The sequence below is a fragment of the Ruegeria sp. AD5 genome (assembly GCF_056542345.1).
This window is the reverse complement of the sequence record NZ_JBQFZR010000008.1, coordinates 42204-63379: the sequence shown is the minus strand read 5'-3', so window position 1 is coordinate 63379 and position 21176 is coordinate 42204. Positions and strand designations below refer to the sequence as shown.

Below are 21176 nucleotides of genomic sequence, written 5' to 3'. Positions count from 1 at the left end.
CAAAAACCAGACCATAACGCCAATCTCTCAGCGCCACCGCCCAATCAAAAACCTCAGATGCCCCCAGTCTCTCCCGAGCGTCTCCGCAGCTTCCACCGCGTCCCAGCACCTCAGCAGCGCCGGTGAAGGGCGTTCTAAGTATATCGCCCAAAAGCCGCAAGTGGAAAAATCAAAAAACCGCAAAAAAACGCAAAAGCATAATTTTATATTGCTAAAACAAATGGTTACGAAGAGCATCCAGCCATTCAACCCGGAAGTCGCGGACACAGACCATCGCAAATCAGCGCCATGGATATGTTATTCACACTGTTACCCACAGACTCGCCTGCGAGTCAGGCTGAATCGGCTTGCCTAAACCGGATCAGGAATGATGTGACCGGCAGGCGCATGACCAGAAGGCCCAGAATAATAGCCAGGTAGACCAATGGCTCGATCTGAAACCCCTTCGCCAGCATCACATAATGAAGCGCGCCCAGAATTGCTGCCGGGTAGACCAGACGATGCAATTTGCGCCAACGAGGCCCCAAACGGCGAACCGCCCAGTTGTTGGACGTGATTGCAAGCGGCAGTAACAGTACAAAGGCAGCCATGCCCACCGTGATATAGGGCCGCTTGATAATGTCCGCCCAGATTTGGCTGGGAATCTGAACATCCAGAACCAGCCAGATCAACAGGTGCAATGCGACATAGGAAAATGTCAGTACACCTATCGCGCGGCGGAACTTCATCAGATTTAGGCCAGCGAAGCGACGCAAGGGCGAAATCGCGAGACCCAAAATCAGAAGCTGCAGCGCCAGTTCGCCAAACTCGTGCTCGAGCGCCTCGATCGGCTCGACCCCGAGACCACCGGTCATGCCCTGATAAAACAACCAGGGCGCAGGCAGCGCGCCCAGCAGATAAACAGCCCAATTGGGAAGCCGTCGCAAGAGGTCGTTGAGCCGCCGCATCATCTCAGTAGTTCTTCGCCAGATCCATGCCTTCGTAAAGGCTGGCGACCTCATCTTCATATCCGTTGAACATCAGCGTCGGGATTCGCTTGGCAAACAGACCTCCGCCGATTTGACGTTCCGAAGCCTGCGACCAGCGGGGGTGATCCACATTGGGGTTCACATTGCTGTAGAACCCATATTCCCTAGGACCTGCCATGTTCCAACTTGTCGGAGGCTGGGTATCCGTCAGGGTAATCCGCACGATCGATTTGATCGATTTGAAGCCGTATTTCCACGGTACCACCAATCGCAAAGGCGCGCCGTTCTGGTTCGGGATGTCCCTGCCGTAGATCCCAGTAGCCATAATGGTCAGCGGATGCATCGCCTCATCCAAACGCAGCCCTTCGCGATATGGCCAGTCTAGTACCGGATACGCGACACCCGGCATCTCATCGGGACGATAGGCGGTCTCAAACGCCACGTATTTCGCGCCGTCCTGAACACCAGCCATGCCGAGTAGATCTGCCAGTTCAAACCCGTTCCAAGGTATCACCATCGACCAGGCCTCAACACAGCGGAATCGATAGATTCGCTCCTCAACAGTCATTTCAGACATGATGTCTTTGAAATCATATTCACCAGGGCGGTCGACCAGACCGTCGATGGTTACACTCCAGGGCTCGGTTACCAGTGTGTGTGCATATTTCGCCGGATCATCCTTGCGAGTCCCGAACTCATAATAATTGTTGTAGGAAGTAATCTCTTCCCATGTATTCGGTTCAAGCGCCTCGGCCGCCGCTGGCCGCGCCAGACCCGCCAGCCCGACACCCGCCAAACCGGCCATGACCTGTCGCCGGTTCAGAAACGCCGCCCTTGGGGTGACGTCCGCATGCGTCAGTTTGTTGGTCCAGCGATGCGCCATTTGGTTCTCCGTTATCCATTAACCTCGAAACTGAGGTAAGGTCTGATAGCACAGAGCCAAGGAAACAGGCGTCACGATTGAGCGAACAGATTGTAACGAAAATTAGGTACGCTTGGGCGCGAGGATAACGGTCACCCGATGTTCAAGCCGACAACACGGTTTATTTCGCACCCAAGATTGACCGCCTGATAGGTCGGAAAGGGCAGCCGGGCCGAAGTTTCGATATCGCGCCGAACCCAGTCCTGCTCCTCTAATTGCTTGAGCGAGGATGACAATGCGCGATCAGTGATCACCTGAAGATCCGACCTGAGCCTTGAAAAGCGCCGCGGTTGGCGGGTCAGCGCCAGAATAGGAACCGTCCAGCTGCGGCGCAGTAGCTTCAATTCAGTATCATCCGGCACCAAGGCCATGATTTCTGCCGCTACAGCCGCCGCCTGAACCCCGGCTTTGGTCAAACGGAATTCAGGTCGCAAAGGGTGCCCGTGGCCCGGGTTCCGTTCAAGCAAGCCAAGGCTAGCCAGATGCTCCAGACTTGCCGCAAACGCCGTCCGGCTTGCCCCCGTCGCGGCGAGCAACGGGGCCTGCCTGCCCGGAACCCCTTGGTGCAGCTGCGCAAGAATGTTCAGTGACCAGGCCCGGGAGGTAAGCTTGACAAGTAGTTTTATGTCCATAAAATATAGTTACTTTATTTTAGGACAAAAGGAAAGTTCCATGCCCCTCGTTTCCTTAGAAAACACCATCACTCTTGCCATTTCGGTCAAAGATCGCCACGCCAGTGCGCGCTGGTATAATGACAAGCTCGGGTTTGAGTTGATCCATCATATTGATGAGGCGGGTTGGAGCGAGATGCTCACCAAAACCGAAGGCGTGACCCTTGGTTTGGGCGAGCAGGCAGAACCCGCGCCCGGAAACACCGTTCCGGTCTTTGGTGTTGCTGATATCGCAAGCGCACGCGGTGCTCTGGAAGGGTCCGGCGTTCGGTTTGACGGCGAAACCGAGACGATCGAGGGGATGGTCAGCACCGCCACATTTTACGACCCGGACGGCAATGCAATGATGCTGGCGCAGGATCTGACCGGGCAGGTCTGAACGCTCTTAGTCGCAATACAAGCCACCAAAAAAAGACCCGCCTGGATGGCGGGTCTCTTCATTACCTGAGACTTAATGCACGACTGCATCATCCGGGCGCGGACGCTCGGACGTTCCCAGCCGGTCGCCGATGATCAAACCATCGGTTCCGGCGGTCACCGGAACGGTCTCACCATCCTTTATCTCACCGGCCAGCAGTGCTTCGGCCAACGGGTTCTGCAGGGCGCGTTGGATCACGCGTTTCAATGGGCGGGCACCGAAGACCGGATCATAGCCTTCATTGGCCAGCCATTCCTTCGCGCCATCGTCCAGTGCCAGCTCGATCTTGCGGGCAGCCAGACGTTTCTGCAGACGTGCCATCTGGATATCGACGATGCCATCCATATCGGCCCGCTTGAGCCGGTCAAAGATGATGGTCTCATCCAGACGGTTCAGGAACTCGGGCCGGAAATGCGCCCGGACCGCATCCATCACGTCGCGCCGCGCCTGCGCGCTGTCCGCTCCTTCAGGCAACTGGCTGAGCGCCTGAGAGCCAAGGTTCGACGTCAGGATGATCAGCGTCTGCTTGAAGTCGACGGTACGACCCTGACCATCGGTCAGGACGCCATCGTCCAGGACCTGCAGCAGCACGTTGAACACATCCGGGTGTGCCTTTTCGACCTCGTCAAACAGCACGACCTGATAGGGTCTGCGCCGCACGGCTTCGGTCAGCACACCACCTTCGTCATAGCCGACATAGCCCGGAGGGGCACCGATCAGACGGGCGACCGCGTGTTTCTCCATGAACTCGGACATGTCGATGCGCACCATCGCGTTGTCGTCGTCGAACAGGAAGTTCGCCACGGCCTTGGTCAGCTCGGTCTTGCCCACGCCGGTCGGGCCGAGGAACAGGAACGAGCCCAATGGGCGGTTCTCGTCATTCAGACCGGCACGCGCACGGCGCACGGCGTTGGCAACAGCAGTGACCGCCGCATCCTGACCGATCACGCGGGAATGCAGATCGTCTTCCATCCGCAGCAGTTTCTCGCGCTCGCCTTCCAGCATTTTCGAGGTCGGGATACCGGTCCAGCGTTCGACCACCGACGCAATCTGTTCTGGGCGCACCGTTTCCTCGGCCATCATGGCGTTGCTTTCGGCGTTTTCGGCCTCGGTCAGCTTTTTCTCAAGCTCGGGGATGACGCCATAGGACAGCTCACCCGCTTTAGCGAGGTTGCCTTCGCGCTTGGCGATCTCCAGATCAGCGCGCGCCTTGTCGAGCTGTTCTTTCAGATCGCGCGCTCCGGCAAGCTTGTCACGTTCGGCCTGCCACTGGGCGGTCATCTCGGCGGATTTCTCCTGCAGATCGGCAAGGTCCTTTTGCAAGGTTTCTAGACGATCTTTTGATGCCGCATCATCCTCAAGCTTCAGCGCCTCTTCCTCGATCTGCATCTGCAGGATCTGACGATCCAGTTGATCAAGTTCCTCGGGCTTGGAATCCACCTCCATCCGCAAACGCGAAGCCGCTTCATCGACAAGGTCGATGGCTTTGTCAGGCAGGAAGCGGTCGGTGATGTAGCGATGCGACAGGGTCGCCGCCGACACGAGCGCCGAGTCCGAGATGCGCACACCGTGGTGCAGCTCGTACTTTTCCTTGATACCGCGCAGGATGCTGATCGTGTCCTCAACTGTCGGCTCAGTGACCATCACCGGCTGGAACCGGCGGGCGAGGGCTGCGTCTTTCTCGACGTATTTGCGGTACTCATCCAGCGTCGTCGCGCCGATACAATGCAACTCACCCCGGGCAAGCGCAGGCTTGATCAGGTTGGCGGCATCCATCGCACCGTCGGATTTACCTGCACCTACCAGCGTGTGCATCTCGTCGATGAACAGTATGATCTCACCGGCGGCTTCGGTCACTTCGGTCAGAACAGCCTTCAGTCGTTCTTCGAACTCACCGCGATATTTAGCACCGGCGATCAGCGCACCCATGTCGAGCGCGAGAAGCTTCTTGTCCTTCAATGATTCCGGCACATCACCATTGACGATGCGCAGGGCCATGCCCTCGGCAATCGCGGTCTTACCGACGCCGGGTTCACCAATCAGTACCGGATTGTTCTTGGTGCGGCGCGACAGAACCTGCATCGAACGGCGGATTTCCTCATCCCGCCCGATGATCGGGTCGATCTTGCCTTCGGCTGCAGCCTCGGTCAGGTCGCGCGCATATTTTTTAAGCGCGTCGTAGCCTTCTTCCGCCGATGCGGTGTCAGCAGTGCGGCCCTTGCGGATATCGTTGATCGCTTCGTTCAGTTTCTGGGCCGATACAGCACCGGCCTCCAAAGCCTCTTTGGCTTTGGATTTCACCATACACAGCGCCATCAGAACGCGTTCAACCGGCACAAAGCTGTCGCCCGCCTTGGTGGCAAGCTTCTCTGCCTCGTCCAAAACCTTGGCGGTCTGGCCGTCCATATAGATCTGGCTCGCGTCGCCGCTGACCTTCGGGATTTTGCCCATGGCCGCGTCCAACGCCTCAACCACGCGGTTCGGTGCGCCGCCAGCGCGTGTGATCAGGTTGCTGGCCAGCCCCTGATCGTCGTCCATCAATGCTTTCAAGATATGTGTGGGCTCCAGCCTTTGGTGCCCCTCGCGCAGCGCAATAGTCTGCGCAGCTTGCACGAAACCCCGTGCCCGCTCGGTGAACTTGTTCAAGTCCATAGCATTCTCCTTTTCTTAAGCGCCCCGTATTGATGCGCCCGCTTGGCGGCACGCGTCGGTCTGGGCCTCACATTCAATTTGGGAAATGTCTTTTCCCATTCAAGGGGCTAGAGCATATAAATCGGCGTCATCCGCGCGGAATCGAGTAGACGGAATAACCGCCAGTTTCTCCCATCAATTCAGCGTTATACATTTCGACCAAAGACTGCTCGGCACTGCTGCCTGTGGGGCATGAAACCAGATCTGCTGTATGATCGAGGAAGTTGCCTGTATAGGCTGTTTCCCCGGTCAATTGACACCAGTCGTCTTCCGATCGGTACCCACGCACTAACAGAAGATTGTCATTGGTTGGAGCCGGCGCGACACCGGTTTCGGGCGGATCGCTTTGAGGCGCGTCTTCGCATGCGGCCAACATCAGTGCCGCGCCAAGTACAATTACCTTTTTCATCGTTTCTATCCCTGTTCTGAACGTCGGCACTTTAGCACATTGCGCAAAATAGTGAGTGAACTGCGTCACCTCGGGCTTCACACATGGACAGATCGCCCTGAACCCGTTAGGACGCAAACGTTTGCCAAAAAGGAGCGCCCCATGTCCGATGACCGCCTTATCGTAGCCCTCGACGTCCCAAACGCCCTGCAGGGTCTAGCCATGGCCGAGCGGCTGGGCGACTCGGTTTCGTTCTATAAGATCGGGCTGGGTATGTTGACTGGCGGCGGTCTGGCATTGGCCAACGAGTTGAAACAGGATCACGGAAAGCGCATTTTCTTGGACATGAAGCTGTTCGATATCGGCAACACTGTAGAAAATGCAGTGCGTGGGTTGGCTCAGTTCGATCTGGACTTCTTGACGGTGCATGGTGATCCGCATGTCGTACGCGCCGCAAAGGAGGGCGCTGCAGGCAAGGACATGAAAATTCTGGCGGTAACAGTCCTGACATCACTGAACAGGGACGATCTGGATGCAAGCCTTCTGAAAGCGGGTGACGTACAGGACCTCGTTGTAGAACGCGCGGCCAAGGCTTTCGAGGCCGGAGCTGATGGCGTCATCGCCAGTCCTCAGGAAGCCGCGCTAATCCGCGCCCTGCCCCAATCCGAAGGTCGTTTGATTGTAACCCCTGGGGTACGCCCTGCTGGTGCAGCTTTGGGCGACCAAAAGCGGGTCGCAACCCCGGCCAGTGCAATCGGCGATGGGGCCGATCATATCGTCGTGGGCCGCCCGATTTATCAAGCGGATGACCCCAAAGCCGCCGCACAAGCAGTTTTGAGCGAGTTAAATTCATTGACTCACCATTAGGCGAAAAGCCAAAAATTGCGGAAGGAACGGTGCTCAAGCAATTGACGTTAGGTCAATTTTTCGCGCCGCCGCGCCAAATCGTCCCTGTGCCCGAAAACACACATGAAAAACATGAGTTTTATGGCGTTCGGCTTGTGGCTATCGAAAAACGCCATTTTCGGCGATTCTACACACAAGACACTCCCCAACGGGCCATCTCTTCCTGCGGCTCGTTACCTCCCCCCGCAGGCGCGGGGGGTTTTCTTTCGAAGTCCCGTTCAAAGCTGCGCCGTTTCCGACAAATAATCCCGAAGGCGATCTGCAAAATTTGGAATGGCCAACGGATTCGACAGATAATCCCGCGGACAATTCAGCCTCCACCCCTGCCCTTCGTCCCCAAAACGGATCAGACCAACATCTTCCGGCGGGCGCAGGGCGACGTAGAACCAGCTTTGACCATATTGCCGTGACCAGACAAGATCGGTTGCGCACAGGCGCAGTCCAACCTCTTCATCTGTTTCACGCAACGCGCATTCGATCGGTGTTTCGCCTGGCTCTTTCCCGCCGCCTGGAAAATCGAGATGCCCTGGAAACGGAATATCTGATCGATCATCTCTTAGAATGACCAGCAGCTTGTGCCCCAGAAACAACGCTATTTTTGCCCCGGCGAAGTCCATCGGTCCTCTTTTTATCCTAATCCATTCGCGATACCTTTTAACCTATCGAATGTCTTGACCAATCCGCCGCTGGCCGGAAAGAAACTACATCATGCCCGCCATCTGTCGCGACTGCCTGAAGGAAACTAAGCAAGGGCCGCGCTGCCCAACTTGCAGCAGCCCGAGGGTCAAATCGCACCCAGAGCTGTTTGACCTGACGATCGCGCATATGGATTGCGATGCTTTTTATGCTTCGGTCGAAAAGCGCGACAATCCCGAACTTGCCGACAAGCCTGTGATCATTGGCGGCGGCAAGCGCGGGGTGGTATCAACTGCATGTTACGTGGCCCGCGTTCGCGGGGTACGTTCAGCCATGCCAATGTTCAAGGCGCTTCAACTATGCCCCGAAGCGGTGGTGATCAAACCGCGTATTTCGCTCTATGCCAGCGTCTCGCGCGAGATACGCACCATGATGGACGAGTTGACACCTGATGTTGAACCGCTGTCGCTGGATGAGGCGTTCATGGACCTATCCGGCACCGAGCGGCTGCATGGTGCACCGCCAGCGGTCATGCTTGCGCGTCTGGTCAAGCGGATGAAGGATGAGCTGGGCCTGACGGGATCGATCGGCTTGAGCCATAACAAGTTTCTGGCCAAGGTGGCCTCGGATCTCGACAAGCCTCGGGGTTTTTCAGTGATCGGCCAGGCCGAGACGGCTGATTTCCTGCATGACCGGCCGGTGCGATTAATCTGGGGAATTGGTCCGGCGGCGCAGGAATCACTGGATCGCGCAGGGATTCGCACATTTGCTGATCTTCTGCGCTGGGATCAGGAGGCGCTGACCGCGCGGTTCGGATCTATGGGCTACCGTCTGTGGCATCTGGCGCGAGGGCAGGACAAACGGCGCGTATCGGCCCATGAGCCGATGAAGTCGATCAGCAATGAGACCACTTTTTTCGAGGATACCGCCAGTCTTGAAATTCTGGACGGGCATCTGTGGCGTATGTCTGAAAAGGTAGCCGACCGGGCCAAAGCCAAGGGATTGGCTGGGCGAGTGGTGACGCTGAAGCTGAAACAGGCCAACCACAAGATCATCACCCGGCGGATATCACTACGCGATGCGACTCAGATAGCGGACCGGATTTATCGCACCGCTCGTGGGCTATTTGATCAGGTTGACGATCAGGGTCCCTATCGACTTTTAGGATGCGGCCTGTCTGACCTGTGCTCAGAGGATCAGGCCGATATCTCGGGCGACCTTCTGGATCCCGGTGCAGAACGCCGATCACAGGCCGAACGTGCGACGGACGAAATCCGGCGCCGTTTCGGCAGTGATGCAATCGTAAAAGGTCGTGCGCTGCGCTAGGTCTATTCGGCGGCAAGTGACATTGGATCGGACCCGATACTGGTGATCTGCGCGGTGACCTGCCGCAACACATCACGCAACGCCTCAAAGTTGCCGTTCGGCTGGATCGTTTCCTCGTTCATATAAAGTGACCGATCGATCTCGATTTGAACCGCATGCTGATGGCGGGCAGGTCGACCATAGGTCTGGGTGACGTAGGCCCCTGCAAAAGGCGTGTTGCGCGCCACATTCAGACCCGCGTCGGCAAAAGCGGCCTCGATCTGATCAACGATCACACCGGAAGCGGCCGCACCGAACCGATCGCCCAAAACGATTTCCGGTCGGGCCCGGCGCGAGCCGCCGGCCAGCGCCACCGCCTCGTGCGGCATCGAGTGGCAATCAATCAGAATGGCCTGCCCAAACATCTGATGCGATTCCGCCAGCAGAGATTTCAGACGCGTATGGTATGGACGCCAATAGGTATCGATCCGCAGGCGCGCCTCATCCATCGTTAGCTTGCCGCTGTAGATCGCCCTGCCGTTGGCGACCACGCGGGGAATCACCCCGAGGCCCGAGGTAACCCGCGGATTATGTCCGTGACGACGCGCACCCTGTATCAAAGCGGGGTCCAATTCATCCGAATTGCGATTCAGGTCCAGATAGGCGCGCGGCATGGCCGCGGCAAGCAGCGGTGCACCGAATTCAGCGACTGAAGAAAAAAGCTGATCGACATACGCATCCTCAGAGGACCGAATCATATTGCGGTTCAAAACAGACCGCTTCAATAACGACTCGGGATAGGTCCGACCGCTATGGGGCGAGGCAAATACCACGCAGGACATACGCGTTGCGGGCATATCCAGAATATAGGCTGCATTGGTGGCGGCGTCGGGCATGGGCTCTCCGTTGTTCGCACTCAACATAGACCGTAAAATAGTTCTGCCAAACCCCTTGATCCCCCCAACGACTCCTTTTATAGACCCCGCTACCGGCGCGGGGTTCCGCGCCCCATTTCGTTATGGGGCAGGTCACGCAACGGTTTCATGGGCGGTTAGCTCAGCGGTAGAGCACTTCGTTGACATCGAAGGGGTCACAAGTTCGATCCTTGTACCGCCCACCATGAATTCATTGCTCTGGTCTTTCCGGGGCACCCGATTAACCCAGGCGCTGGCCACGTCTTTGATGAAGGCGCCGCAGATTGGAGACAGACCCATGAAGGTCAAGAACTCGCTCCGCTCGCTCAAGAACCGGCACCGTGATTGCCGGGTTGTGCGTCGCAAAGGCCGCGTCTACGTGATCAACAAGACGCAGCGCAAGTTCAAAGCTCGCCAGGGCTAAGGGCTGCACGAACCTAATTAGAAAAACCGCGCTTTCGAGCGCGGTTTTTTTATGCCCTGCTTCTAGCGCCCTTTCGTGTCGGCGGAAGTGCCGGAAATCGCTCCGAAAGTCCGGTTCTGAGATTTAGTATTGTTATGAGACGGTCTCGTGCTACGCTTTCCCTGTTTTTATGACGGGAGGTCGGGTTGGCCAACGATGATCTGGATACGCTATTAGGAACAACCCTGACCGAGATGGTGGCCGATATAGGCCGAAGCGTGGCCCAGGCCGCCGAACAGCTTAGCCTGGATCAGTTGAACGCGCTGAAGAACTATCCTCAGGAACTGCGCGAGATGGGCATTCCGCCAGTCTTTTACCACATGCAGGATGTCGATGTAGAATTGAAGGTCGTCATGGAGATGACCAGTACCACAGAAGAAGGCAAACGCGGGATCATTGGCGCGTTTCTGTGTGGGCCAAAACTGACGCAGACAGATACGCTCGATGCAAGCAGCGCGTCGACCATGCGGATGCGGTTCGCGCCGGGACCGGTGGATGAAGGTGGTTCTGGTGGAGGGGTCGATGGCGACTAAAAAGGACAAGACCCCCAAAAAACAGCCTATAGATGTGCGCATCACCGAACTGCCCGAGGCCTTCACCACACTGCTTCAGTCATTGGAAAACCGCCTGACCGCGCTGGAGGCGCGCGAGGTCGTGTTGCTGGAGACGATCCAGGACCTGCAAGACCAGATCGACGATTTGGAAGAAGGAGGCGGTGGCATGCTGATGGGCTCGGGTTCTCCGGTGGTGAACCCAATGGCCGGAGGCCAGAGCGGAATGGAGGTTGAAGACAAAGATACGCAGATCGTGGATGCGCAGGTTTTTTCGCAGGCCCTGGGCGAACAGATCCTTGCAGGATCCGACGGCAGCGACGATTTCACCATCGACAATGTCCAGGTCGAAGCCTTTGTTGGGCTTGGTCGGGATGGCGACAAAGCCCAGTTCGCTACAAACGCGAAGAAACAGGCGGTCAGCCAGAACGCAGCGAAGGTCTCGTTCTCGGTCAAAAGACGGTCCGCAACGAAGATTATTGATAGAGACTGAATTCACAAAGGAGATTGGAAATGAGTATCGGGCAGGAACTGCTAAACGTCCCTTTCGCGGAAATGGTTCAGAAACTGGCGATTTCCGTGGCAGAGTCGCAAACTGAATTGGATAGACATTCGACTGATATCGCCAAATACATGGCGGATCAGAAGATCCAGCTTCCCGACCTATCCAACCCCGATGGTCCCCCAAAGGAATTCAGCCTCGTGTCAATGGGTTTCCTGCCCGCGTTCTATGCGGTGCAAGAGGCCGAGATCGAGGTAAAGATGGCGATCTCGATGACCAAACAGACCGAGAAATCAGGCAGCGCATCGGTCAAAGGTGGCTGGGGACCCGTGGCGGCGCAGGTCAACGCAAGTTATTCCTCGCGCTATGCCTATAATCAGGAAGGCGCAAGCAGGCTGTCAATCAAACTGGCCCCAGCCGATCCGCCGGTCATGCTGCAGAAATACATGGAAGCGGTAACTCAGGCGATGCTGACCAAAGAACCGGTGCTCAGCGACGATCCGGACCCCGAGCCGGCACCGTCCCCCGTCCCACCGCAACCCGAAAGAAAACAAAGTAGGCGGCGTCAATCCTGAAGGGGCCGTCCGGCAAGGTAAGTTCAGCGACGTTTTGACCAACTAATTTTGTCGGATTTCCTTGCATCCCACCGAGAATCGTTTAATTGACCAAATCAGTCGGGTTAATTCCCGTCACGATTTTCAATGTTGGGACAAATGATGCTGAAATCCTCTACCTGCTTTGCCGCCACCCTGACGGCCCTGATCGCCACCTCTGCCGCAGCCGAGGGCGAGCTGAACCTGTATTCCTCGCGCCACTACGACACCGACGAACGCCTGTATTCCGACTTCGAAGAGGCCACCGGCATCACCATCAACCGCATCGAAGGCAAGGCCGACGAACTGATCGCGCGGATGGAAGCCGAAGGCGCAAACTCGCCCGCTGATATCTTGCTGACGGTCGACACTTCGCGTCTGGCGCGCGCCAAAAACGCAGGCATCCTGCAACCAGTCGAAAGTACGGTATTGGAGGAGCGTATCCCTTCGAACCTACAGGACGAAGACAATCAGTGGTACGGCTTTTCGCAGCGCGCGCGGATCATCTTTTTTGACAAAGCTGATGTCGCTAACCCGCCTGCAACTTATCTGGATCTGGCAAAGCCTGAGTATCAGGGGCTGGTTTGCATTCGCTCGTCCAGCAATACCTATAATCAGACGCTTTTGGCATCGATCATCACCAATCACGGTGTGGAAGAAGCCAGGAAATGGGCCGAAGGTATCGTTGCCAATATGGCACGCAAACCTCAGGGCGGTGACACCGACCAACTGCGCGGCATCGTATCGGGTGAGTGCGAGATTGCAGTTTCGAACTCATACTATTTCGCCCGCGCCATACGCAAAGACGTCAAAGACCTGAGCGCGGATATCGAGATGATCGGCGTGCAGTTCCCGGCACAGGACGCCGAAGGCGCGCATATGAACCTTTCGGGTGCGGGCGTCGCAGCTAACGCGCCGAACAAAGAGAACGCGATTAAGTTCCTAGAGTATCTCGCAAGCGATCAGGCACAGGTCTACTTCTCGAACGGAAACGATGAATTCCCCGCTGTCGAAGGCGTTGCGCTGGCTGAGAACGTGGCCGCTTTGGGGGAATTCAAAGCGGATAAGGTGAACCTATCAGAAGTCGCCAAAAACATCCCCGAGGCACAGAAGATCTTTAACGAAGTTGGCTGGAAGTAATCCAGTCCGATACCCGAGCAGCAAAAGGGCGCAGATTTCTGCGCCCTTTTTCTATTGTGTTTGAAGTAAAGCAAGGCAATAATCCCATATTCGCAACTGATTCCCATATGTGAGCCATGCTCGATACACTATCAAACCGCCTCGCTAAGCGTCTGAACGAGCTGCGCCAGGGTCATGGCTGGTCGCTTGAGCAGCTGGCAGACCAAAGTGGGATCAGCCGGGCGACTCTGTCGCGAATGGAAAACGGTGATGTCAGCCCTACCGCTGAAACGCTTGGCCGTTTATGCGCAGCATACGGCCTGCCCATGTCACGCCTGCTGATGATGGTCGAAGACAGTTTCGATCCCAAAGTACCTTTCGAGAAGCAGCCTGAATGGCATGACCCCGAAAGCGGGTTTACCCGCCGTTCGGTTTCACCACCGGCGACTGGCCTCAGTGGGGAAGTAATGGAAGGTCATTTGCCCCCAGGTACTGTCATCACCTACGATACTCCGCCCAAGCCGGGACAGGAGCACCACCTGATCCTACTTGATGGAGGGCTAACGTTGACAGTGGACGGGATTGCCCATGCGCTCAGCGGCGGCGACTGCCTTCGCTATCACCTGTCGGGGCCAACGGAGTTCGAAACCGGACCCAAACGCGGTGCGCGCTATCTGTTGGTGCTGATATGATTACGCGATTGCCACAGGAATATTTCGACGAAGCGCTTGAGGATCTGACCGATATCCTGCACCGCTGTGTCCATACCGGTGCCAGTATCGGGTTCATCCTTCCTTTTTCGCGAGACGATGCCCGCGCCTATTGGCGGGACAGGGTGCAGCCCGAACTCCGCGCGGAGACACTCGATCTGTTTGTCGCATATGGTGACGGACGCATTCTGGGCACGGTGCAACTGATCCCCGCCGCAATGCCAAACCAGCCACATCGCGCGGATGTGGCAAAGCTGCTGGTTCATCCGCAGGCTCGCCGTCGCGGTTTGGGTCGGTCGCTGATGGAGGCACTGCATGAGCGTGCTCGGGAATTGAAACGCACGATGCTGGTGCTGGACACCCGTAGCAGCGATCCTTCACGCTTGCTGTATCAGTCGATGGGTTTTCAGATTGCCGGAGAGATCCCGAACTATTGCCGAAACCCGTTTGAGGATCGGCTGGAGCCGACCACTTACATGTTCAAGGACGTCACCTAGCTGCCCGTCGCGCGCACATTCGCGACAGAGCATTCGGCGATCCCCAAAGGTCCCGACATAGGTCGGCACCAAAGGCCTACAGCCGCGTGTTATCGACAGCAAAGGGCGCTCGTTGACTAAAGAATTTGATACCTCAAGCGCATCGGGATCCATCTAGAATCGAAGGAAATCCAGAGCTTCTCCGGCTGGCAGCTTCTCAGTTTCTGCCGGAATAATCGCCAGACCATCGGCCTGTGCAAGAAGGGCAACGCGCCCGCTGTAAGACTCGGCCATCAGGCGCAATCGCGGTGCGCCATTCGGTGTACATCCGTCGATGCTTACCGGGCGGTACTCACGCCGCCCCGCGCGGCGTTGAATAGGTTCTGCCAAAACCGCCTGCTCGGGGGTGCGTTCGTTCCGATGCAGACCGGCACGGCGTTCCATCATCCGCGCACCAATGATCTGCCACGTCACAAAGGCCGAAACCGGATTTCCCGGCAGGCCCACATAAAGCGCATCACCCCGACAACCGAACATGATCGGCTTGCCAGGTTTCATCGCCACTTTCATCACCTCGGTTTCGCCACCGATTTCACTGAACAGGCGCGGCATGTGGTCTTCGTCCCCGACCGAAACACCGCCCGTGGTGATGATCAGGTCCGAGCTATTACAGGCATCCCTCAAGACCTGCTTCAGCAGCACCGGATCATCTTCGACCGGGCCTCGGTCGGCTAGTTCGATCCAGGGTTTATCCAGCAAAGCCAAAAGCATGTACCGGTTCGAGTTGTAGATCTGTCCGGGGCCAAGCGCTTCACCCGGCTGGCGCAGCTCGCTACCGGTCGAGAAGATCGTGACCTTGAGCTTGCGAAAAACCTTCACCTCGCCATAACCAGCCGAGGCCAACGCGGCGGCCTCACGCGCGGAAATTTCACACCCGCGCCGCAGGATCGGGGCACCAGCTTTCAAATCCTCGCCCGCGCGACGGATATGCTGACCGGATTTTGGACGGCGGTTGAACCGGATGCGATCGGACTGAAACTCACAGTCTTCCTGCATTAATACCGCATCGAACTCAGACGGCACCGGCGCTCCTGTGAATATACGCAAGGCACTGCCATCCGGCGCATCGTGTGCGCCGCTATCGCCGGCGGCTATGCGACCGCCAACTAGCAGTTCGAACACAGGCCCCTCGCCCAGATCGGCGCTGCGAACGGCATAGCCGTCCATAGCCGAGTTATCGAAGGCGGGCATGTCTACCTTGCTGTCGCAATTCTCAGCCAGTATCCGGCCAATAGCCTGCACCAGCGGTAGTGTTTCGGTATCCGTGATGGGGTTGGCCACGGACAAACCGCGCCTTAGGGCGTCATCTACGGTCAGGTACATATGAGCATGGTGGTCGCAGGCACATCCATCAGCCATTTTGGGCCTCCACATACGCAAAGAGCTCTTCGAAACCGACCCGCTCGGCCTCTCCAAGTTTAGGTAGATAGGCCTTGGCTTCTTCGAGATTCGAGCTTGGATCACCAACTACCAGCAGCATGACCATTCCGTGACGCCCATGAACGCGGCAACGGATGCCGTAGACTCCCTCTTTCTCGAAAGTCAGATCCAGTTCGGGTTTGCCCCGAATCTCGAAGACGCGCGCGCCCACGGGTATCATTCGAGGAATGGCAGTGACCGTGTGCCGCCCGGTCGAGCCTTTGAAACGCACAGTCGCCCCAGCGGGAACCTGCAGGAATTTGGGTTCGAACCGAAATGCATGCGCCGGAGTGTCGGCGTTCAGGTCGATGACCTGATGAACTACGGCAACCTCGGGGATCTCCTCGGCCAGTGCGACACTACCAAAAGCCATTGCCCCCGTTAGAATCGCCGCGCCTAGTTTCAGCGAAATCGCCATCTATCCCTCCGGTTTCAGACCGCCCGCTAGGGGTCTCCCAACAGGTCGGCCAAAGCGCTGATCAACACCGGCCACTGGGCGCGGCGATTCTCGTCGCGCAATCCGGCCAACAATTCGCGCCCAATGGACACCAAGGCAGGGGTGCTGTCATTGACATAGGTCACGATCCGTTGCTCAGGATTGGCCAGAAGGAAGGGTACGATGGCCGCACCTGCCTGATCCGGGGCCGTTTCAGACAAAAGCCGCATCGCCGCCTGCCGTACCGGGGCCGAGACATCGTCCAGCAAGCTGCGCGCCACATCGGCCGTCCCGTCCCAGCGGGTCAGAATCTGCATGGCGTCGATACGAAAGGCAGTATCTCCGGTTTTCAGCATTGCCCGCAATTTGCCCCGCAGCGCATCCTGCGGTGGCAGGTCAGCCTGTTGCAGCAGGTTCAGCGCCTGCAGGGACAGATTGGCATCGGTATGCGAAAGCCCCTGTGTGATCAGCTCGATCAAATGCGACTGGTTCAGTTCGGACCCGTTGCGCGCGACCGACAAGCCCAGTGCCGCCAGCGCCTGCGCAGCGATCTCGGTCTCGGGGTCCTGCGCGATCTGCGCCAGCATGATCTGCATACCTGTGACGTCGCCCAGCAGGCGGATGGCCGAAATGCGGGTCTCACGCTCCAAGGCTTCGGCATTGTCATCCAACGCCACGCGGCGGCGTTTGGGATGGCGGGTGGCCTTGACCAACAATGCCTGCTCGCGTGGCGTCAGGGGGTGCAGGTCATCATCCTCGGCCTCTTTCTTCATCTCTTCCGCGATAGCGTCATGGCCAAGGATCGCGCCGAGGCTGGAGGTAGGGCCGTTTTCACCACCGTCGGATACATCCAGCCCTGCCTCTTCCAGCGCGGCGATGTCGGTTTGCGGGGCCTCTTCCTCGTGCGCGTCTTCGACCACGCTCATCGGGGCGAGCGCGAAGGACAGCAGCAATTCGCGGCCCTGCTGCTGGTTCACATGCGGGCGGTCGGTGTCAGTAACAATCATCGCCAGCGAGGCCACGGCCTTCAGCCGCACCGACCGGAAGGGCGCGCGGCAGGCGCGTTGCAGCCATTCTGCCGCCTCGCGCAGGGGCGAGGTCGCCAGCGCGTCGACGATGGCCCATTGGATACGCTCGGCCTTGAGGTCGTCCGCCTCGACCGAGAACAGCGCGTTCAGCCGATCTGCCACCAGTTGCGGGGCCAACGCCGCCAGCAGGCCCAGCGCCTGCGCCGAGACCTCGGGCTGTTGTCCGGTTGCGAGGAAATCCAGCACCTGCCAGCGCAGGTCGTCTTGATCAACGATAGGCTGGCTGCGGTCCAGCCGGTCGATCAGCGCCAGTTGCACCTTGGCGCCGGGGTCGCGCATCATGCGGTCCAGCAGTTCGGGTTCGGAAAGGCCGGACTGGTTCAGCGCTGCGATGCGGATATCCTCGACCGCATCTGTCAGGGCCTGTTCGACCAGCGCCGGGTCGTTCGGCATCAGCGCCTCATATGCGATCAGACGCACGGCCCCGTCCTTGTCGGTGGTGGCTTTGCGCAAGATGGCTTCGGCCTCGGGTCCTCCGATGGTGGCCAGCGTGCGCAGAGCGCGGTGACGCAGACGGCGGTTCGAGGATTGAGCGAACACACCCAAGGTCGGCACGGACGGCGTACCGATCTGGCCCAGCGCTTCGCAGGCCACATCCCCCAGTTCTTGCCCGTCTTCGTCCATCAGGGCCATGACAATGGGTTCAATCGCAGCCGCATCGCCCATGCGACCTAACGCTTTGATCGCCGCGATCTGAGTATCCAGCCAGTCGTCCCATTCATCCTGATGCAGCTCGTCCTCGTCCCACGTGATATCCTCGCCGCGACCAGTGACAAGCGTGCGCAGGTAAGGCGCCGCGTCTTCGGATTTCAACTCGGCCAGAGCGGTGACGCAGGCCAGTTTCACCTCACCGCAGGGATCATGGATCAAGTTTTCCAGCAGTTGCGGCGCGGCCTCCTGCACGCCCAGCGCGCCCAGCGCTTGGGCTGCGTCTTGCCGGACGTCTTCGTCATCATCCAACAGCGCCTCGATCAAGGCCGGGCTGTTACTGGCCCCAATGGCGGCCAGGGCCTGAATGGCGCGCAGGCGGATCACGTCATAATCAGATTTTGCATAGTCGGAGAACAGGCTGGTGGCCTCGTCACGCAGGGCGGTGTCGGAATGCATGTTCATATCAGGTCTGCCATGTTTTGCGTTGGGACGGGTTGGGTGAATGTGGAAGACAGGTTTCCCAACCGAAGCCTGCCTTCCAGGTGGTCCCTTCTGCAGTGGGACCGGACACGAGGGGCGGCATGGCGTCCGCCCCCCGGAAAAGCGTCAGGCGATATCGCGCGGCGCGAAGGACATCGTGCGGAACGAGGTCTTGTAGGGGCTCGGCCCCAGCTTGCGGACCTTGGCAACGCCCATCTTGTAGTTGTAGTTGCCGCTGATCCAGTCGACGATCCGGCCCTCAAGCGCGTTGGCGGGCTGCTGCATGTGCAGGAAGTCCATGTAAACGACGCTTTTCTTTATGGCGGGCGTAACCATTGCCACGGCGGTGATCGCCGCTTTGGTCAGTTCGATATGCCCGTTCTCCATCAGTTTCGAGAACTGGAAGTCGTCGCCTTCCACACCCAGCAAAGTGTGCTTGTTGCCCGGAACACGTTCCGAGTAAACCATCACGTAATCACCGCTTTCGATGCCACGCTCGGCCGCATCGTCGGGGTGAATCTCGACCCAGTTTTCCGGCCAGCGCTGCACGATATAGGGGCGGCGGCGGTCGTCGAAACCGGACTGCCAGCGTTCGTTGATCCGACCGGATGTGGCCCACAACTCGCCTTCGTCCTTGTTGGGTTTCAGCCATTCCCAGTAATCCGAGAACAGGCCCCACGGCGATTTCTGGATGTTGCACTTGCCGGTCTGGCTGTTGAAGTGCGTCAGCTTCTTGTTGAACACATCCGCACCAGCCGCACCGGTATCAGGCAGCGTGCGGGTTGTGTCATGCAGACGCTTGGTTTCAATCAGCGTGACACCGTCGGCATCCAGCATGACCGGGCATTGCACGCCATCGGTGCCGAACTCACGGACCTTCTGGTGCAGACCTTTGCCCTCTTTCTTTGCCAGACGGTAGACCGCGTGGAAGTCCTTGCGCGACCCGCGCGTAAAGCGCACGGCCTCTTCGGCAACCTCGTTCGAGTTCTGCCAGTCGAACCCGTCAAAGCCCATCCGCTGTGCCAGTTGCGCAATGATCCACCAGTCGGGCTTGGCCGCACCGGGCGCATCATAGAACTTCTGATACAGGCGCAGGCGGCGTTCGCCGTTGGCGCGCAGAAAGTCCTCTTCGCCCCAGGTCGCTGCGGGGAACACGATGTCGGCATAGCGGTTGCCGATCGGATCCTGCAGATAGATGTCCTGGTCGATGACCACCATACCGCCGCTGTCGGCGCGGGCCTTCAGCGTGTCGATCATTTCTTGTTTGTCGAAGCTGGCGATCTGATGCGGGTTGCGGACGGTCAGTTCCTCGAACTTGTCAGCTAACTGTTGTGAACCACACATCGCCTGAATCCATGTGGTGCCGATCACATGGGCCATACGGGTATGACCTGCGATCAGATACCGGTCGGTATCCATGGCGCGGCGACGGCGACCCGGCAGTTTCTCGGGCGATTTGTTGCGCGGGTATTTCCCGCCCTTCACGCCGCCCCGCTGGTGACCACCGGCCCGGCCAATCACCTGACCCGGACGACCACCACAGCCGCAGATGATGCCCAGAGCCGAGATCGCCTGCGTGTTGCCGGTGTTGTTCGACCAGTAGAACCCTTTCTCGATCATGACCGAGGTCTTGGGCCGGGTGCCATCCGCCTTGGGCTTGGCAAGCCATTCGGCGGCAGTATAGATTTTCTGCACGTCGATCTCGGCCATGGCTGCAGCGGTTTCAGGCGCGAATTCGTCCTGCGACAGCAGCCATTCTTTCCAATCCTCAAAGCCTTTGGTCTGGAACTTGCCCCAGGTCGTGCGCCACTGCCATGGCGTGTTGCGCGTACCCTGACCGAAGCCGGACGAGCTTTCCCATTTGTTGTTGACCCATTTCTTGATCCAGTCGCTGTCTTCCCAGCCATTTTCCACGATGACCCGGGCAATGGCGTTGACGACCAGCAGGTCGGTGCCGGGCAGAACGTCGATATGCAGGCCACCCATCTTTTCAGCATGGGCCACACCGGCAGACCGGCGCGGGATCAAATAGATCTCTTTCTGACCGTTCTGCATCCCCTTCATCATCCACTGAGTATAGAGGATGGTCTTGGTCTCATAGGGGTCGGTACCGCAGACGAGCAGCGTTTCCGCATCGCGCCAGTCCTCATACGACGGGCCGAAATTGTCGAAACCCGCATCCCGGAAACCGGGGGTCGAGGTCACGTCGGACGGCGTGTCGTGGAAGGTGAAATTTGCGGTGTTGATATGGCGCAGCGCGTATTTCGAGATCGCATAGGTGTTCTCGATATATTGATAGCTGAAAGTCTTCACACCATAGGCATTGGTGCCGTGTTTGGCGATGACGTGGTTGCCCACCTCAGCCGCCACATCCAGCGCAAGATCCCACGGAACCGGCATCAGCGTGCCATAGATTCGCATCAGCGGCGTCTTCAGACGGTCACGAGTGGGCGTCTGCGGGTTGTAGCATTTCTGCGCGATACACCCGCCCCGCAAAGAGCTGTCGCCGTCGGTGTTGACGTATTGCGTGTCCTTGTCAGGGATGATCACCACGTGGTGCGGCTGACCTTTGTGCAGAACGATATTGTGCTGGTTCGGCGCGACCCATGCACCCAGCGGCGCAACGGGGAAATCTTCACCAAACGCATTCTCGTCTGCGGTGGGGCCACCGGGTTTGGCCGTCACGGGCCAGCGGTAGACTTTGTAACCACAAGCCACGATGCAGTAGTCGCAGGCGGTCGAGATGACCTCGGCTCCTTTGGGCGGCAGCGGGACGTTGGTTTCGGGTACGTAATACGGGGTTGCCATG

21 protein-coding genes and 1 tRNA gene are annotated in these 21176 nt (G+C 58.2%); 11 read left to right on the top strand and 11 right to left on the bottom strand.

The annotated features are described in order from the left end of the window. Window positions 1–332: 332 nt before the first annotated feature. From msrQ to ACR0JG_RS20190, 3 genes are all read right to left on the bottom strand, one after another. Window positions 333–947, bottom strand: coding sequence for a protein-methionine-sulfoxide reductase heme-binding subunit MsrQ (gene msrQ / locus ACR0JG_RS20200; protein WP_170425736.1), 615 nt, complete (start codon window positions 945–947; stop codon window positions 333–335). 4 nt (window positions 948–951) lie between these two features. Continuing rightward, entirely contained in the window at window positions 952–1851 is a 900-nt protein-coding gene (msrP, locus tag ACR0JG_RS20195) for a protein-methionine-sulfoxide reductase catalytic subunit MsrP (protein WP_170408245.1), read from the bottom strand. 131 nt (window positions 1852–1982) lie between these two features. Next, window positions 1983–2522 carry a winged helix-turn-helix transcriptional regulator gene (locus ACR0JG_RS20190; RefSeq protein ID WP_170408244.1) on the bottom strand — a complete coding sequence of 180 codons (540 nt, stop codon included), beginning with the start codon at window positions 2520–2522 and terminating at the stop codon, window positions 1983–1985. A 40-nt stretch (window positions 2523–2562) separates the two neighbouring features. Between ACR0JG_RS20190 and ACR0JG_RS20185 the strand changes: the two genes are divergently transcribed. Next, entirely contained in the window at window positions 2563–2940 is a 378-nt protein-coding gene (locus ACR0JG_RS20185) for a VOC family protein (protein ID WP_170408243.1), read from the top strand. A 72-nt stretch (window positions 2941–3012) separates the two neighbouring features. Here ACR0JG_RS20185 and clpB read toward each other — a convergent pair whose 3' ends face one another. Both clpB and ACR0JG_RS20175 read right to left on the bottom strand, forming a co-directional pair. Then, window positions 3013–5631: an ATP-dependent chaperone ClpB gene (clpB, locus tag ACR0JG_RS20180; RefSeq protein WP_170733878.1), complete on the bottom strand. Its 2619-nt coding sequence runs from the start codon at window positions 5629–5631 to the stop codon at window positions 3013–3015. 127 nt (window positions 5632–5758) lie between these two features. Continuing rightward, window positions 5759–6079, bottom strand: a complete 321-nt coding sequence (locus ACR0JG_RS20175; protein WP_170398514.1) for a hypothetical protein — start codon at window positions 6077–6079, stop codon at window positions 5759–5761. 141 nt (window positions 6080–6220) lie between these two features. On the opposite strand from ACR0JG_RS20175, the gene pyrF reads away from it, so the two are divergent. Beyond that, on the top strand, window positions 6221–6925 hold the full coding sequence (pyrF, locus tag ACR0JG_RS20170) for an orotidine-5'-phosphate decarboxylase (protein WP_170514647.1): 705 nt from the start codon (window positions 6221–6223) through the stop codon (window positions 6923–6925). Between the two features lie 257 nt (window positions 6926–7182). Here the strand turns inward: pyrF and ACR0JG_RS20165 are convergent, their stop codons facing one another. Then, on the bottom strand, window positions 7183–7581 hold the full coding sequence (locus tag ACR0JG_RS20165) for an NUDIX hydrolase (protein WP_480572365.1): 399 nt from the start codon (window positions 7579–7581) through the stop codon (window positions 7183–7185). A 91-nt stretch (window positions 7582–7672) separates the two neighbouring features. Between ACR0JG_RS20165 and ACR0JG_RS20160 the strand changes: the two genes are divergently transcribed. Further along, window positions 7673–8926: a DNA polymerase IV gene (locus ACR0JG_RS20160; protein WP_480572362.1), complete on the top strand. Its 1254-nt coding sequence runs from the start codon at window positions 7673–7675 to the stop codon at window positions 8924–8926. Between the two features lie 2 nt (window positions 8927–8928). On the opposite strand, the gene ACR0JG_RS20155 is transcribed toward ACR0JG_RS20160, so the two are convergent. Next, window positions 8929–9801: an N-formylglutamate amidohydrolase gene (locus ACR0JG_RS20155; protein ID WP_480572358.1), complete on the bottom strand. Its 873-nt coding sequence runs from the start codon at window positions 9799–9801 to the stop codon at window positions 8929–8931. 149 nt (window positions 9802–9950) lie between these two features. Here ACR0JG_RS20155 and ACR0JG_RS20150 point away from each other — a divergent pair. The 8 genes from ACR0JG_RS20150 (at window position 9951) to ACR0JG_RS20115 (ending at window position 14254) form a co-directional block, all read left to right on the top strand. Next, window positions 9951–10025: transfer RNA gene (locus tag ACR0JG_RS20150), tRNA-Val, on the top strand. A gap of 92 nt (window positions 10026–10117) precedes the next feature. Continuing rightward, on the top strand, window positions 10118–10243 hold the full coding sequence (gene ykgO / locus ACR0JG_RS20145) for a type B 50S ribosomal protein L36 (RefSeq protein ID WP_005648635.1): 126 nt from the start codon (window positions 10118–10120) through the stop codon (window positions 10241–10243). A 185-nt stretch (window positions 10244–10428) separates the two neighbouring features. Beyond that, window positions 10429–10815 (top strand): hypothetical protein, encoded by a 387-nt coding sequence (locus tag ACR0JG_RS20140; protein ID WP_170398504.1) that lies wholly within the window; start codon window positions 10429–10431, stop codon window positions 10813–10815. After that, the gene (locus ACR0JG_RS20135; protein WP_170398502.1) at window positions 10805–11326 is read left to right on the top strand and encodes a hypothetical protein; all 522 of its coding nucleotides are present in this window, start codon (window positions 10805–10807) and stop codon (window positions 11324–11326) included. Before ACR0JG_RS20140 ends, ACR0JG_RS20135 begins: the two co-directional genes overlap by 11 nt. Before the next feature lie 20 nt (window positions 11327–11346). Then, on the top strand, window positions 11347–11910 hold the full coding sequence (locus ACR0JG_RS20130; RefSeq protein ID WP_170398500.1) for a hypothetical protein: 564 nt from the start codon (window positions 11347–11349) through the stop codon (window positions 11908–11910). 141 nt (window positions 11911–12051) lie between these two features. Beyond that, complete coding sequence (locus ACR0JG_RS20125) at window positions 12052–13068, top strand: Fe(3+) ABC transporter substrate-binding protein (protein WP_170566792.1); 1017 nt, start codon at window positions 12052–12054, stop codon at window positions 13066–13068. A 116-nt stretch (window positions 13069–13184) separates the two neighbouring features. Then, the gene (locus ACR0JG_RS20120; RefSeq protein WP_170648435.1) at window positions 13185–13739 is read left to right on the top strand and encodes a helix-turn-helix transcriptional regulator; all 555 of its coding nucleotides are present in this window, start codon (window positions 13185–13187) and stop codon (window positions 13737–13739) included. Further along, window positions 13736–14254: a GNAT family N-acetyltransferase gene (locus tag ACR0JG_RS20115; RefSeq protein ID WP_170425708.1), complete on the top strand. Its 519-nt coding sequence runs from the start codon at window positions 13736–13738 to the stop codon at window positions 14252–14254. The genes ACR0JG_RS20120 and ACR0JG_RS20115 overlap by 4 nt, the downstream gene beginning before the upstream one ends. 153 nt (window positions 14255–14407) lie before the next feature. Here the strand turns inward: ACR0JG_RS20115 and ACR0JG_RS20110 are convergent, their stop codons facing one another. From ACR0JG_RS20110 to ACR0JG_RS20095, 4 genes are all read right to left on the bottom strand, one after another. Further along, window positions 14408–15652: a molybdopterin molybdotransferase MoeA gene (locus ACR0JG_RS20110; protein WP_480572355.1), complete on the bottom strand. Its 1245-nt coding sequence runs from the start codon at window positions 15650–15652 to the stop codon at window positions 14408–14410. Beyond that, window positions 15645–16130 (bottom strand): plastocyanin/azurin family copper-binding protein, encoded by a 486-nt coding sequence (locus ACR0JG_RS20105; RefSeq protein ID WP_223117415.1) that lies wholly within the window; start codon window positions 16128–16130, stop codon window positions 15645–15647. Before ACR0JG_RS20105 ends, ACR0JG_RS20110 begins: the two co-directional genes overlap by 8 nt. Before the next feature lie 26 nt (window positions 16131–16156). Beyond that, window positions 16157–18349, bottom strand: coding sequence for a HEAT repeat domain-containing protein (locus ACR0JG_RS20100; protein ID WP_480572352.1), 2193 nt, complete (start codon window positions 18347–18349; stop codon window positions 16157–16159). 144 nt (window positions 18350–18493) lie between these two features. After that, a complete protein-coding gene (locus tag ACR0JG_RS20095) occupies window positions 18494–21175 on the bottom strand; it encodes an arsenate reductase (azurin) large subunit (RefSeq protein ID WP_480572349.1) in 2682 nt (893 codons plus the stop codon). Window position 21176 lies beyond the last annotated feature (1 nt).